The organism is Streptomyces sp. NPDC020807 (assembly GCF_040641575.1).
Classification (GTDB): Bacteria; Actinomycetota; Actinomycetes; order Streptomycetales; family Streptomycetaceae; genus Streptomyces.
This window is the reverse complement of record NZ_JBFADU010000042.1, coordinates 1-14641: the sequence shown is the minus strand read 5'-3', so window position 1 is coordinate 14641 and position 14641 is coordinate 1. Positions and strand designations below refer to the sequence as shown.

Below are 14641 nucleotides of genomic sequence, written 5' to 3'. Positions count from 1 at the left end.
CCAGCGACCCGGCTGTGGGCAACCCCGGCCACGGGCGGCGCCGCGGGCGCCACCGCCGTCGGGGGACCGTCGCCGTCCTGCTGCTCGGAGTGCCCGCCACCGTCGTCCCGTACCTCCTGTTCGTGCAGGACGACTCGCGAGCGGCGACGGTGGACAGCGGCGCCTACTACAGGCTGGTCTCCGTGCGCAGCGGCAAGGCGCTGGACGTCAACGCCTTCTCCACGGCCGACGGCACCCGCGTCCAGCAGTGGACCGACCAGAACACCGCCAACCAGCAGTGGAGGCTGCGCCCCACCCGGGACGGCTACTACGAGCTGGTGAACCGCAACAGCGGCAAGGTGCTCGGCATAGCGGGCGGTTCGACCGCCCGGGGAGCCGCCGCCGAGCAGCAGACCGACAGCTCCTCCACCTCCCAGGAGTGGCGGATCGACGAGGTGGGCGGTTCCGGCGCCGTCACCTTCACCTCCCGCGGGAGCGGTCAGGTCCTGGACGTCTCCCGGGGCTCCACGTCCGACGGCGCGGCGGTCATCCAGTACCCCGGCCACGGCACCGCGAACCAGCAGTGGAAGCTGGTGCGGACGGCCTCGGTCCCGGCCGCCGGGACCGGACCGTACACCTGGAAGAACGCCCAGGTGGTCGGCGGCGGTTACGTCACCGGGCTGGTGTTCAACCCCCGTGAGAAGGGCCTGCTGTACGCCCGCACCGACATGGGCGGCGCCTACCGCTGGGACGGCGCGGCCGAGCGGTGGCTGCCGCTGACCGACTGGCTCGGCGAGAAGGACTGGAACCTGCTGGGCGTCGACGCGCTGGCCACCGACCCCGTCGACCCCGACCGGCTCTACCTCGCGACGGGCACCTACACCAACGACTGGGCCGGCAACGGAGCGATCCTGCGCTCCACCGACCGGGGCCGCTCCTTCCGGCGTACGGCTCTGCCGTTCAAGCTGGGCGGCAACGAGGACGGCCGCGGGGCGGGCGAACGGCTCGTGGTCGACCCCTCGGACCACCGCAACCTGCTCCTCGGCACACGGAAGAACGGGCTGTGGCGCAGCACGGACAGCGGTGTGACGTGGCGGCAGGTCTCCTCGTTCCCCGTCAAGGACGGGGCGAGCAGCGGCGGGGGCGTCTCCTTCGTGACGTACGGCCCGGCCGGGAGCGGGACGGTCTACGTCGGCGTCGCCGACAAGGCCACCTCCCTGTACCGCTCGACCGACGGCGGCGCCACCTGGCAGGCCGTCCCCGGTCAGCCCACCGGCCAGTTGCCCCAGCACGGCGTTCTCTCCGGGGACGGCTCGCTGTACCTGACGTACACCGACGCGCTCGGACCCAACGGCGTGACGGCGGGCTCGGTGTGGAAGCACACGCCGGCCGCCGGGGGGTGGAGGAACGTCTCGCCGTCGCGGGGCGGCTACGGGTTCTCCGGCCTGGCCGTCGACCCGCGCAAGCCCTCGACGGTGATGGTCACGACCCTCGACCGCTGGTGGCCCGAGGACGAGATCTACCGGACCACCGACGGCGGCACGACCTGGAAGGCGCTGTCCGGGAGGTCGGAACGGAACGCCTCGGCCGCGCCGTACGTCGGCACCCACACCGGGCACTGGATGACGGCCCTGGCCATCGACCCCTTCGCCTCCGGACACGTGCTGTACGGCACCGGCAACGGCATCTGGCGCAGCAAGGACGCCGACGCCACCGACCGGGGCGGCAGCAGCCACTGGACCGTGGGGGCGCGGGGACTCGAGGAGACCGCGCTGATGGACGCGGTCGCGCCGCCCGGCGGCGCCGCCGTCGTCACGGCCATGGGCGACCAGGGGGGCTTCCGCCACGACGACCTGACCAAGGTGCCCGCCGGGCGGCTGGGCAACCCGGTGATGACCAACAGCACCGACATCGACTTCGCGCAGGCCAAGCCGTCGGTGATGGTCCGCGTCGGGCGCGGCGGCGCCCAGGACGGCGCCTATTCGACCGACGGCGGTATCAGCTGGAACGGTTTCAGGGCGGAGCCGGTCGCCGGGGCCCGGGACGGGCGTGTCGCGCTCGCGGCGGACGGCTCGGCCATCGTCTGGACCGAGGCCGGCCAGGTCCCGTACCGGTCGACGGACAAGGGGGCGAGCTGGTCGAAGGTCGGCGGTCTGGGGACGGACGCCGCGGTCGTGGCGGACCGCTCCTCGGCCAGGACGTTCTACTCGCTGGCCGGCGGCACGCTCCACGCCAGCACCGACGGCGGAGCGACCTTCACGCCCCGGGCCACGAACCTGCCCGCCGACGGCCGGCTCACGGCCGTCCCCGGCGTCGCGGGGGACCTGTGGATCGCCGGCGGCGGCCGGGGGCTGCTGCACTCCACCGACGGCGGCCGCACCTTCACCGCGCTCACCACGGTGAGGTCCGCATCCGCCCTCGGCTACGGCAAGGCCGCACCCGGCGCCTCCTACCAGGCCCTGTACCTGATCGGCACCGTGCGGGACGTCACCGGCGTCTTCCGGTCCACCGACAAGGGCGCCACCTGGCTCCGCGTCAACGACGACGCCCACCAGTGGGGCAGCATCGGCGGCGTCGGCGTCATCACCGGCGACCCCGACACCTTCGGCCGCGTGTACGTCGGCACCAACGGACGCGGACTCCAGTACGGCGACCCGTCCTGACAGCCACGTCGGCCCGGACGCGCGGGTGCGTCCGGGCCGACGTGCCGTGCGGGTCAGCCGGCCAGGTCCGTGATCACCTCGGCGCCGGGGAGGCGGGCCGTGGCCCAGCCCGGCAGGATGAGCTTGCCGCGGCGGCTGCCGCTGCCCACCAGGACGTGCGGGGCCGTGACGACGGCCTCGTCGATCAGCAGGGGCCAGGTGGCGGGGAGGCCGACCGGGGTGATCCCGCCGTACTCCATGCCCGTCTCGCCGACGGCGGTGTCCATGGGGGCGAAGGACACCTTGCGGGCCTCCAGGTGCTTGCGGACCGCCTTGTTGACGTCCACGCGCGTGCCCGCCAGGGCCAGGCATGCGGCCAGGGTGACGGCCCCGCCGCGCTTCGCCGCGACCACCACGCAGTTCGCGGAGAGCTCCGGCGGCACGTCGTAGGTCTCGCAGAACACCGCCGTGTCGGCCTTGTCGGGGTCCGTGTCCACGTACAGCACCGCCTCGGCGGCGTCCCGCGCGTCCCAGGTCTTCAGGGCCCGCGCGACGGGCTCGACGAGCCGGTCGAGGACGTCCAGGGCGGCGAAGGCGGAGGCGAAGGTGCCGAAGGGCGGCTGAAGGGATGCGTTCACAGGAGTGACTCTATGGCCTGTCCGACCCTGATCATGGCCTGTCCGACCCTGATCCGCCGGACAGGCGCGCACCCGCGTCCGAGAACCGGGGCCCGGGCGGAAGTCTCCGTCCGGGCCCCGGCGTTGGCCGTCAGGAGCAGGCGCTCCCGTTGAGCGTGAAGGCCGCGGGGGCCGGGGCCGTGCCCGTGTGACTGCCCTGGACGCCGAAGCTCGCGGTCGCGCCGGGGGCGAGCGTGCGGTTCCAGTCGACGTTGCGGGCGCTGACGGCGGTGCCGGTCTGGGTGACGGTGGCGTTCCACGCGCTGGTGACGCTCTGGCCGGGCGCGTAGGCCCAGGCCAGCTGCCATCCGTCCACGGCGGTGCTACCGGTGTTCTTGACGGTGACGCTGGCCGTGAAGCCGGTGTTCCAGACGTTGGTGGTCGCGTACGTCACCGCGCAGGCGCCCGAGGGAGTGGGGGTGGGCGTCGGGGTCGGGGTGGGAGTGGGAGTGGGGGTCGGGGTCGGCGTCGGCGTCGGCGTCGGGGTGGTGGTGTCGGGGCGCTCGGCGGCGTACGCGGCCATCCAGGCCAGTGGCGCGTTCCAGTTCACCGCCACCTCGTTGGTCGAGTACGAGTCGATGTGGTCGACGTAGCAGGCCGCGGGTGCGCAGCCGCGCAGCCTCGCCTCGGCCACCGGGTCCTGCAGGCCGCTGTTGGGACCGCCCGCGAGGGACCCGGCCGGCGGGTGGGGGAGCGAGGCGTCCAACTGGTGCGCCCAGAAACGGTGGTGCTGGTTCTGCGAGGACGTCTCGCCGTAGCCGGTGACGTAGGACTGGCCCAGGGCGTTGCGGCCGAGGAGGTAGTCCAGGGTCTCCAGGGCCCCCGCGCGGTAGCGCGCGTCGCCCGTCAGTTCGCCCGCGACGGCCATGACGACGGCGTCGTTGGCGACCTCGCCGTTCGAGCCCCAGAAGTAGCCGTCCGCGGGGACGGGAACCGCGTAACCCTGGGCGGACATCCGGGAGAGGAAGACGTCGGCCGCGGCGGTCACGGAGGAGCGGATCCGCGCCGTGTCGGTGGCGGGCAGCCCGGTGGGGACGGTGGCCAGGACGAGCCGCCCGAGCGCGGCGGTGTCCTGCCAGCCGAACCCGTACGCGCTGAACGCGTCGGCGGAGGTGTGCCACGGGGACGACGTGACCGCGTCCCGGTACGCGCTCTCGCCGGTCGCCGCGTACAGCTCGGCGGCGGCCCAGTAGAACTCGTCGGTGACCCGGTTGTCCTCGTAGGCGCCGCCGCCCGTGCTGTCGGTGGCCGGCGCGTACATCGCCGGGTTGGCCTTCGCGGCGGTCCAGGCGCGGCGCGCGGCGGACAGGCAGCGGTCGGCGTAGGCGGAGTCGTACGGCCGGTAGACCCGGGCGCACTGCGCGGCGGCCGCGGCGAGGTTGAGCGTGGCCGCCGTGGACGGGCGGTGCAGTTCGCGCTGCTGGGCGTCCTGGTCGGGGCGGAGCGGCATGCCCGTCCAGGCCGCGTCGTGGATCTTGTGGAAGGCCATGCCGGCGTACGGCTTGCCCTCGGGCACCTGCATCCGCTGGAGGAAGTCGAGCTCCCAGCGCGCCTCGTCGAGGACGTCGGGCACGCCGTTGCCGCGCTCGGGGACGCGCAGGGTGGAGTCCCCGAGGGCCGCTCCCCTGCCCGCCCGCTGGGCCCGCTCGAAGGAGTTCACGAGCAGCCAGGTGGAGAGGCCGCCGTTCACCACGTACTTGCCGTGGTCGCCGGCGTCGTACCAGCCGCCCCTGACGTCCTGGGTGTAGTCGCACACCGTGGCCTGGCACGGCACGGATATGTCCCCCTTGTTGGGGGACACCCCGAGGTGCGCCGCCGGGCGGGCGTAGGCGGGACCGACGAGGGAGGCGTCGATCGCGATGCCGCTGCGCTGGTGGTGGAAGAACGCCATGGAGTCGGAACGCAGGGTGTCGTAGAGGTCCGCGCGGATGTCGAAGGGGACGCTGCTGGTGCCGTCGACGGTCAGGACGTATCCGGTGCCCGCCGCCCGGTGCGCGGAGAAGTCCGCCACCTGGACGGACTGCCCGGAGGGGGCGTCCGCGCCGCGCGGGACGGTCGTGCCGGAGGCGACCAGGGTCCCGGACGCGTCGCGCAGCTGCCAGCCGAGGGCCTGCGCCGCCGTGGTGACGACGCTGGCGCGCTTCGGGCCGTCGGGGAGATAACCGACCTGGTTGACGCGTACGGCGCTGGTCGCCCCCGCCGCGCCCACCGCTGCCGCTGTCGTCGTCGCCGCCGTGGCGGACGCGTCGGCGAGGGCGGGCGCGGCCGCGAGGGCACCGGCGAGGAGGGTGCCGGCAAGGAGGGCGACGGAGAGGCGGGAGGGAGAGGGAGATGGGGAGAGGGACGGGGAGGGTGAGGGGTTGCGGAGTGGCGAGCGCGGGGTGGGGGGCACGTGCGGCTCCTGGGGTGGTGGGCGGGGTGGGGTGTCTCGGCGGGCTCAGCGGTTGAAGGTCAGGCGCGGCGCGGCGTTCCGTGCCAGCGAGTGTGCCTGGTCGGCCCACCAGGCTCCGGCGGGCGGGTCGACGATCCCGTACTCGGGGTCGATCGTGCCGCCGGTGTTGCGCGTGCAGCTGCCGTCGGACTCGCCGGGGACCTTGATCCACAGGTAGGCGTCGACGAGCGGGACGCCGGTGTCGGCGGTCGGGCGCGGGCCCAGGCCGCGGCCGGGCGCGTTGCACCAGATCTCCGGGTCGCCGCTGTACTTGCCGGGCTCCGGGGTCCATGCGCCCAGGCCGTTGCGGCTGGTGTCGACGACGAAGTGGCGCAGCGCGTCGGCCGGCGGCGTGCCCACGCTCTGGTCGAACCAGGCGTCGGTCCAGCGCCAGGTCGTGGGGTCGGCCGAGTCGACCGCGCCGCCCGGGGTGCCGTCGTTGGGCGCGGCGGCGGAGTAGTACTGCGTGGCGCACCAGTCGGTGTGCCCACGGGCCCACTCGGGCCCCTCGGTGGCGTACCACATGCACTTGGAGATCCAGGTGCCGTAGCGCGCGTTGTGGTCGGTGGGGTGGGTGTTGGACACGTTGAGGGCGAAGCCGTCGCTGTCCCGCACACCGGCGTCGAGCAGTCGGCGCGCGATCTCGCCGACGGGCCGCCACTGGACGTTGCCCGCGTCGAGGTAGACGGCGGTACGGCTCCGGGCCTTGAGCGTCCGGACGGCGTACGCGAGGTCGGCGACGCGGGTCGCGGTGAGCTCGCCGGTCGGGTCCACGTCGGGGCCGCAGTCGCCCGGGAGGAGCGCGAGGCCGTCGGGTTCGACCACGACGACGGCCTTGTCGTCGCCGATGCCGGCGGCGAAGGCGTCGATCCACCGCCGGTAGGCGGCGGAGGAGGCGGCGCCGCCGCTGGAGTACTGCGAGCAGTCGCGGCCCGGGACGTTGTACGCGACCAGGACGGGCGTCCGGTTCACGACGCGGGCCTCCCGGACGAGGCCCTTCACCTTGGCGCGGACCTCGTCGGGGGTGCCCTGGGTGAACCACTCGGCCTGGGGCCAGCTCGCGACCCTGGCCATGTTCACGGCGTTCGCGACATCGCCCTTGCCGAGGTCGGTGAGGGCCTGCCTGGCCGCCTTGCTGTCGGGATCGACGTAGAACCTCGTGGCCGGCGTGAGCGGATCGGCGTCGGGCGCGGCGTGGGCCTGTCCCTGCGTCGCGGTGAGGGCCGCGCAGGCCGCGAGCGCCGCGAGGGCGGCCGTCGCACGGCGCCGGAGGGCGCGTGACTTCATGAGGGCTCCTGGTCGGAGGGGTGGGGGGATGAGGAGAACCGGGCGGTGAGGAGGATCGGGCGGTGAGGAGGGTCGGGGGGAGGAGGATCGGGCGATGAGGAGGGTCGGGGGATGAGGAGAACCGGCCGTGGGACTCGGCGAGGAGTCCCGGCCGCACGGCGCGGCCGTCAGTAGCCGTAGATCATCTTGTAGGCGACCTCGGGGAGGAACTGCCCGGCCGTGGACCCGGCCCCGACGCCGCAGTTGCCGTCGGACTCGCCGGGGGCCTTGATCCACAGCAGCATCTCGGCGCCGCCGCCCAGTCGGGTGGGCGTCCCGATGCGGCGGCCCGCCGCGTTGCACCACTCGCCGTTGGCGCCGTTGCCGTTGCGGCTGGTGTCGACGACGAACGGCTTCGTGTAGCCGTAGCGGGCGGCCAGTTCGCCGTTGACGGCGTTGCCGTAGGCGGTGTTCTGGGCGGTGGTGTAGTAGTTGGAGATGTTGAGGGAGAAGCCGTGCGCCTGGCGGAGTCCGGCCTCGTGGAGGCGCTGGGCCATCGTCGCCGCGTTCACCCACCCGGGGTTCCCCGCGTCGAGGTAGACCCAGGTGTTCGGGGCCTGGCGGCCGAACTCGGCGAGGGCGCCGCTGATCATGGTCTGGCGCTCGCGGATCTGGGTCTGGTTCAGGCAGCCGTAGTCCGCGAGGGAGTCCGGTTCGAGGAGGACGACGGCCGGGCGGGAGGCGATCCCGCCGGCGAACTGGGCGATCCAGCTCGCGTACGCGGACGGGGACGAGGCACCGCCCGATGACTGGCCGCCGCAGGAGTCGCGGAGGTAGATGTTGTAGGCGACCATGACGGGCAGCTTGTCGCGGGCGTCCGCCGCCCCGGCGTAAGCGCCCGTCGCGGTGCCGATGGTGCCGCTCCAGGAGCCGAACCAGCGGGCCATGGGCGTGTTGGCGAGGGACGCGTTGACGGCGGGGGCCCGGCCGTCGCCGGGGTTGGCGGCGACCCAGCGCTTCGCACTGGAGTCAGGATCCACGTAGAACCCGCTCGTCAGGGTGGTGGGGTCCGCCGCGTGGGCGGACGGAGCGACGGCGAGTGCCAGCGGCAGCGCGGCGAGGGCTGCGACGAGGGCGCGGATTCTGCGGCGCATGACGGTACCTCGGTTTCCTGACGGCGGACGCGTCGCCCGGTCTCGTCCCGAGCGGGTGACGCGGTGAGGACGTGTGCGGTGGTACGAGGCCACTCCGGCCGCGCAGGAACCCACGACGGCTGCTGGGAGCGCTCCCACTGGAAGCGGTACCAGTCGGCGGTTCATGGGGCCGAGGTGTGGCCGTATCGTGTGGTGCGCCGATCTGCACTGTCAAGTACCGCCACTTAAAGAGCACTTCACAGGAGTGCGGAGAACGTTTACAGTCCTGAAACCGGACGGGACTGGAAGCGCTTCCAGTCTTCCAGGGGAGACGGGCGCGGACCGGGAAGGCGGATCATGGCGCAAGGGGTGTCGCACCGGCAGCCGACCCTCGACGAGGTGGCCGAACGGGCCGGGGTCTCGCGGTCGGTGGCCTCGCGTGCGCTCAACAACGCCCCGCACGTCAGCCGCGCCAAGCGGGAAGCGGTCGAACGGGCCGTCAAGGAGCTGGGATACGTTCCGAATCCGACCGCCCGAGCGCTGGCGACCCGGCAGACCGGCGCGGCCGCCCTGGTCGTCTCGGGGGAGGACCCGTCGATCTTCGCCGACCCGTTCTTCGCCCAGGTGATCGTGGGCGCCTCGGCGGCGCTGGACGAGGCCGACCTGCATCTGATGCTGTGCCTCGCCGCCTCCGACCGGGGGCGCCGGCGCGTGGAGCGACTGCTGCGGTCCAAGGGGGCCGACGGCGTGATGCTGATGGCGCTGCGCGAGGACGATCCCCTGGCCCGCACGGCCGAAGAGGCCGAGATTCCCGTGGTGTTCGGCGGGCGCCCGGTCGGCGTGGACCCCCGGTGGTACGTGGACGTCGACAACCTCGGGGGAGCGCGCGCCGCGACCGAGCACCTGGTCTCGCTCGGCCGGACCCGGGTCGCGACGATCTGCGGCCGGCCGGACACCGAGGTGGGGCGCACCCGTCACCGCGGCTACCGGGACGCCATGCTCGCGGCGGGCCTCGTGCCGTACCCGCCGGAGGCGGGTGACTTCACCGAGCGGAGCGGGGCGGCCGCGATGGCCGAGCTCCTCGCGCGCCACCCGGACCTGGACGGGGTGTTCGCCGCCAGCGACAACATGGCGGCGGGGGCGTTGCGCGCGCTGCGCGAGGCCGGCCGCCGTGTCCCCGAGGACGTCGCCGTGGTCGGTTTCGACGACCTGGCGGTGGCGCGGCTCGCGGAGCCGCCGCTGACCACGGTGCACCAGCCCGTCGAGGGGCTCGGCCGCGAGATGGCGCGCATGCTCGTCGCGCTCCTCGACGGGCGGACCCCGACGCCGCTCATCCTCCCCACGCGACTGGTCCGGCGCGCCAGCGCCTGACGGGCGACCGGGCCGTCCTCCTCCTTCGACCTGCGGTGTCGTCCCGACGATCAGTGTTAACGCTCACAATCACTGCTCGTGGTCGTAGCCTGCGAACTCGCTGTAGCGCATCAAGAACAGGTAACAGCCGTACGAACTCTTGAGTTACGGCTCTGTTAGCGCTCACAATGTGACGCGTTCGCCAGCTGGCCGATCGTCGGGGCCGAGGCATTCCCCTGCCCCCGCCCGATCCCACCCACGCTGCGCGGCCACCCCTTCGCCGGGCCCATCTCCCCCAGGGCTCCGCCAGGTACGACGCACGTCCCCGAGAGGAACCACGACATGGCCCGCAGAACCCTCCGCATCATCGCCGCCGCCGCCCTGGCCGGCAGTGTGTTGACCGCCTGCACCACCGAGCCCGCGGCCTCCGGCACCACCGGCGGCGCCGGAAAGGGCAACTCCGACGGCAAGCTGGTGCTCGGGTTCGCACAGGTGGGCGCCGAGAGCGGCTGGCGCACCGCCAACACCAAGTCCGTTCGCGACGCCGCCGAGAAGGCCGGCATCGAGCTGAAGTTCTCCGACGCGCAGCAGAAGCAGGAGAACCAGATCAAGGCGATCCGCACCTTCATCCAGCAGAAGGTCGACGTCATCGCCTTCTCCCCGGTGGTGGAGTCCGGCTGGGACACCGTCCTGAAGGAGGCCAAGAACGCCGGCATCCCGGTCATCCTCACCGACCGCGCCGTCGACTCCAAGGACACCTCGCTCTACCGCACCTTCCTCGGCTCCGACTTCGTCAAGGAGGGCCAGGAGGCCGGGAAGTGGCTCGTGAAGGAGTACGAGAAGTCCTCCGACACCGTCAACGTCGTCGAGCTCCAGGGCACCACCGGCTCCGCCCCCGCCAACGACCGCAAGGCGGGCTTCGCCGAGGCGATCAAGGGCACCCCCAAGTTCAAGGTCGTCGCCTCCCAGACGGGCGACTTCACCCGCGCCAAGGGCAAGGAGGTCATGCAGGCCTTCCTCAAGTCCCACGAGGACATCGACGTCCTGTACGCGCACAACGACGACATGGCCCTGGGCGCCATCCAGGCCATCGAGGAGGCCGGCAAGAAGCCGGGCACCGACATCAAGGTGATCTCCGTCGACGGCATCAAGGACGCCTTCGTCGCCATGAAGGACAAGAAGATCAACGTGGTCGTCGAGTGCAACCCGCTCCTCGGCGACCAGCTCATGGAGCTCGCCAAGAAGGTCGCGGCCGGCGAGGACGTTCCGCGCCGGGTCGAGACCGAGGAGGGCGTCTTCACGCAGGACCAGGCCGAGGCCGCCCTGCCCAGCCGCCAGTACTGACCCACCGCCCGCACGCACCGGGGGCGGCCTCGCGCCGCCCCCGGACCCTCAGGAGAGGAGGGCGGATGGCAGCCCCACCCACCCCCCGCACACCCACCCCCGGCACACCGGCCTCCACCGGCCGGCCCGTCCTGGAAGCCCGCGGCATCCGCAAGGCCTTCCCCGGCGTCCTCGCCCTCGACGGCGTCGACCTGCGCCTCTTCCCCGGCGAGGTCCACGCGCTGATGGGCGAGAACGGCGCCGGCAAGTCCACCCTCATCAAGGTGCTCACCGGAGTCCACCCGCCGGACGCGGGGACCGTCACCGTCGACGGTGACCAGCGGCGGTTCTCCGAACCCCTGGAGGCCCAGCACGCCGGAATCAGCACGGTCTACCAGGAGGTGAACCTGTGCCCCAACCTCTCCGTCGCCGAGAACATCCTCATCGGCCGTGAGCCCAGGCGCCTGGGACTCGTCCACTGGTCGGCCCTCCACGCGCGCGCGGAGCGGCTCATCACCGAGCTCGAACTCGACCTCGACGTCCGCGCGCCGCTGAGCGCGCACTCGATCGCCGTGCAGCAGCTCGTCGCGATCGTGCGCGCCGTCGACGTCCAGGCCAAGGTCCTCGTCCTCGACGAGCCCACCTCCAGCCTCGACCGCGACGAGGTCGCCCAGCTCTTCACGCTCGTCCGCCGGCTCCGCGACCGGGGCGTCGCGATCCTCTTCGTGACCCACTTCCTCGACCAGGTCTTCGACCTGTGCGACCGCGTCACCGTCCTGCGCAACGGCCGCCTCGAAGGCGAGTACCGGATCGACGAGCTGACGCCCGTCTCCCTCGTCCACCGCATGGTCGGCGGCGAACTCCGCAGCCTGGACGAGCTCGCCGAGACATCCCAGACCGGCACCGCCACCGGCACCGAGCGGACGGACGTCCCCTTCCTGAGCGCCGGCGGACTGGGCAGGGCCGGGTCCATCCAGCCGTACGACCTCGACATCCACCGCGGCGAGGTCATCGGCCTCGCCGGACTCCTCGGCTCGGGACGCACCGAGGCGGCCCGGCTGCTCTTCGGCGCCGACCACGCCGACGAGGGCGAGCTGCGGATCCACGGCGAGCCCACCGCGCTGCGCTCCCCGCGCACCGCCATCGCCCACAAGATCGCCTTCTGCTCCGAGAACCGGAAGGCCGAGGGCCTCATCGGCGAACTCACCGTCCGCGAGAACATCGTGCTCGCCCTCCAGGCCGCGCGCGGCTGGACCAAGCCCCTCTCCCGCGCACGGCAGGACGAGATCGCCGCCCGGTGGATCGAGACCCTCGACATCCGCCCGGCCGCCCCCGAGGCCCAGGTCCGCAACCTCAGCGGCGGCAACCAGCAGAAGGTGCTCCTCGCCCGGTGGCTGCTCACCGACCCCGAGCTGCTCATCCTGGACGAACCCACCCGGGGCATCGACATCGGCGCGAAGACGGAGATCCAGCGCCTGGTGACCCGCCTCGCCGCCGAGGGCACGGCGGTCCTCTACATCTCCGCCGAGATCGAGGAAGTCCTGCGGCTGAGCCACCGGGTCGGCGTCCTGCGCGACCACCGCCTCGTCGCCACCCTTCCCAACGACACGACCCTGACGCCCGACCGCATCCTGGGCACCATCGCCACCGGAGCCACCTCATGACCCCACCTGACACCGGCGCCGGTACGCGCCCGGCCCGGGCGCCCGGCTCCCGGCGGCTCACCGGACACCCGCTGTTCTGGCCCGCCGCCGTCCTCGCCGCCCTGCTGCTCGGAAACGTCGCGCTCACCCACGACTTCCTCGCCGTCCGCGTCCAGAACGGACACCTGTACGGCAGCCTCGTCGACATCCTCCAGTTCGGCGCCCCGCTGATCCTCGTCTCGCTCGGCATGACGCTGGTCATCGCCACCCGGGGCATCGACCTCTCGGTCGGCTCGACGGTCGCCATCGCCGGAGCGCTCGCGTGCGAGCACATCGCCACGGCGGCCGACCCCGGCAGCCTGCCCACCGTCCTCACGGCGATCGTGACCGCGCTCGGCGTCGCCGCCGCGATCGGCCTGCTCAACGGCTTCCTCGTCGCCCGGCTCGGCGTCCAGCCCATCGTCGCCACGCTGGTGCTCATGGTCGCCGGGCGCGGCGTGGCCCAGCTCATCACCGACGGCCAGATCATCAGCGTGTCCAGCCCCGCCTACAAGATGATCGGCGGCGGTTACTGGCTCACGCTTCCCTTCGCCGTCCTGCTCGCCGCCGCGCTCGTCGCCGTGACCTCCCTCGTCACCCGGCGGACCGCGCTCGGCATGCTCATCGAGTCGGTGGGCGGCAACCCGGTCGCCAGCCGTCTCGTCGGCATCCGGGCGTCCGGGCTCCTCGTCACCGTGTACGTCGTCAGCGCCCTGTGCGCCGCGGTGGCCGGCCTGATGATCAGCTCCAACGTGTCCAGCGCCGACGGCAACAACGCGGGCCTCTGGATCGAACTCGACGCGATCCTCGCCGTCGTCGTCGGCGGCACCGCCCTCACCGGCGGCCGGTTCTCCCTCGGCGGCACGGTCCTGGGCGCCCTGATCATCCAGACCCTCTCGACCACGATCTACACCCTCGGCGTTCCGCCGGAGACGACCCTCGTCTTCAAGGCCCTGGTCGTCATCGTCGTCTGTCTCGTCCAGTCGCCCGCGTTCCGCGCGCGGCTCTCCCGCAAGAGCGGCAGCCGCGGTCCGGTCGCACCGGCGCCGGCCCCCGCCGACGTGACGGCCCGCCGGCAGGAGGTCCACCCGTGAGCACCACCCTCAGCTCCCTCGCCAAGCCGCTCCAGCGGTTCTCGGTACGGCACGCCGCCCGCCTCCCGCTCATCGTGACGGCCACCCTGCTGGTCGCGATGTTCTCGGTCGGCTCCCTGAACTACGAAGGCTTCTTCTCCGCGCAGGTCCTGCTCAACGTCCTCATCGACAACGGCTTCCTGCTCGTCGTCGCCATCGGCATGACCTTCGTCATCCTCACCGGCGGCATCGACCTGTCCGTCGGCTCCATGGTGGCCCTGTCCACCATGCTGACGGCCTGGCTCGTCGAACAGAACGGCCTGCCGCTCGCCCTCGCGGTCCCCGTGGTCCTGCTGGTCGGAGCCGGCGGCGGCGCCCTCATGGGCTGGGTCATCCACGCCTTCGAGATCCAGCCGTTCATCGTCACCCTCGCGGGCATGTTCCTCGCCCGCGGCCTCTGCTACATGATCAGCACCGAGTCCATCTCCATCACGGACCCGACGACCACGCGGATCGCGCAGACCCGAGTGCTCCTGCCCGGCGGCCTGTTCGTCTCGCCCGCCGTGATCATCGCCCTCGTGGTCCTTGCCGTCGCCTTCGTCGTCCTGCACCACACCCGCTTCGGCCGCACCGTCTACGCCCTCGGCGGCAACGAGTCCTCGACCCGCCTCATGGGCCTGCCCGTGGGCCGCACCAAGATCGCGGTCTACGCCGTCAGCGGTCTGTGCTCCGCCCTCGGCGGCCTGCTGCTGACCTTCTACATGCTGTCCGGCTACGCCCTGCACGCCGTCGGCATGGAACTCGACGCCATCGCCGCCGCCGTCATCGGCGGGACGCTGCTCACCGGCGGCTCCGGCTTCGTCCTCGGCACCGCGCTGGGCGTGACCGTCCTCGGTCTGATCCAGACCGTCATCAGCTTCCAGGGCACGCTCAGCTCCTGGTGGACCCGGATCGTCATCGGCGGCCTGTTGTTCGTCTTCATCCTCCTCCAGCGCCTCTTCGGCGGAGCCCGTACGGCGGAGTGACCCGCCCCGGCCCACCCCTCACCGCGCCCGGAACGGGGGCAGGGACTCCCTGCCCCCGTT

General features: G+C 72.7%; 10 protein-coding genes. 6 read left to right on the top strand and 4 right to left on the bottom strand.

Annotated elements, in window-relative coordinates; all coding sequences use genetic code 11:
• The first annotated feature begins 14 nt into the window (after positions 1-14).
• On the top strand, positions 15-2642 hold the full coding sequence (locus tag AB0G79_RS32705) for an RICIN domain-containing protein (RefSeq protein ID WP_360813037.1): 2628 nt from the start codon (positions 15-17) through the stop codon (positions 2640-2642).
• A 53-nt stretch (positions 2643-2695) separates the two neighbouring features.
• Here AB0G79_RS32705 and AB0G79_RS32700 read toward each other — a convergent pair whose 3' ends face one another.
• From AB0G79_RS32700 to AB0G79_RS32685, 4 genes are all read right to left on the bottom strand, one after another.
• Positions 2696-3259: a YbaK/EbsC family protein gene (locus AB0G79_RS32700; protein WP_360813004.1), complete on the bottom strand. Its 564-nt coding sequence runs from the start codon at positions 3257-3259 to the stop codon at positions 2696-2698.
• Between the two features lie 130 nt (positions 3260-3389).
• The gene (locus AB0G79_RS32695; protein WP_360813002.1) at positions 3390-5690 is read right to left on the bottom strand and encodes a glycoside hydrolase family 9 protein; all 2301 of its coding nucleotides are present in this window, start codon (positions 5688-5690) and stop codon (positions 3390-3392) included.
• Positions 5691-5735: 45 nt separating this feature from the next.
• On the bottom strand, positions 5736-7016 hold the full coding sequence (locus AB0G79_RS32690) for a glycoside hydrolase family 6 protein (RefSeq protein ID WP_360813000.1): 1281 nt from the start codon (positions 7014-7016) through the stop codon (positions 5736-5738).
• Between the two features lie 167 nt (positions 7017-7183).
• Positions 7184-8149 (bottom strand): glycoside hydrolase family 6 protein, encoded by a 966-nt coding sequence (locus tag AB0G79_RS32685; protein WP_360812998.1) that lies wholly within the window; start codon positions 8147-8149, stop codon positions 7184-7186.
• 336 nt (positions 8150-8485) lie between these two features.
• Between AB0G79_RS32685 and AB0G79_RS32680 the strand changes: the two genes are divergently transcribed.
• The 5 genes from AB0G79_RS32680 to yjfF all read left to right on the top strand — a co-directional run bounded on the left by AB0G79_RS32680 (position 8486) and on the right by yjfF (position 14581).
• Positions 8486-9499 (top strand): LacI family DNA-binding transcriptional regulator, encoded by a 1014-nt coding sequence (locus AB0G79_RS32680; RefSeq protein ID WP_360812996.1) that lies wholly within the window; start codon positions 8486-8488, stop codon positions 9497-9499.
• Positions 9500-9820: 321 nt separating this feature from the next.
• Entirely contained in the window at positions 9821-10822 is a 1002-nt protein-coding gene (locus AB0G79_RS32675) for an ABC transporter substrate-binding protein (protein WP_360812995.1), read from the top strand.
• Positions 10823-10887: 65 nt separating this feature from the next.
• The gene (locus tag AB0G79_RS32670) at positions 10888-12465 is read left to right on the top strand and encodes a sugar ABC transporter ATP-binding protein (RefSeq protein ID WP_360812993.1); all 1578 of its coding nucleotides are present in this window, start codon (positions 10888-10890) and stop codon (positions 12463-12465) included.
• Positions 12462-13577: an ABC transporter permease gene (locus AB0G79_RS32665; RefSeq protein WP_360812991.1), complete on the top strand. Its 1116-nt coding sequence runs from the start codon at positions 12462-12464 to the stop codon at positions 13575-13577. Before AB0G79_RS32670 ends, AB0G79_RS32665 begins: the two co-directional genes overlap by 4 nt.
• Positions 13574-14581, top strand: a complete 1008-nt coding sequence (gene yjfF, locus AB0G79_RS32660) for a galactofuranose ABC transporter, permease protein YjfF (RefSeq protein WP_360812989.1) — start codon at positions 13574-13576, stop codon at positions 14579-14581. The genes AB0G79_RS32665 and yjfF overlap by 4 nt, the downstream gene beginning before the upstream one ends.
• The last annotated feature ends 60 nt before the right edge of the window (positions 14582-14641 follow it).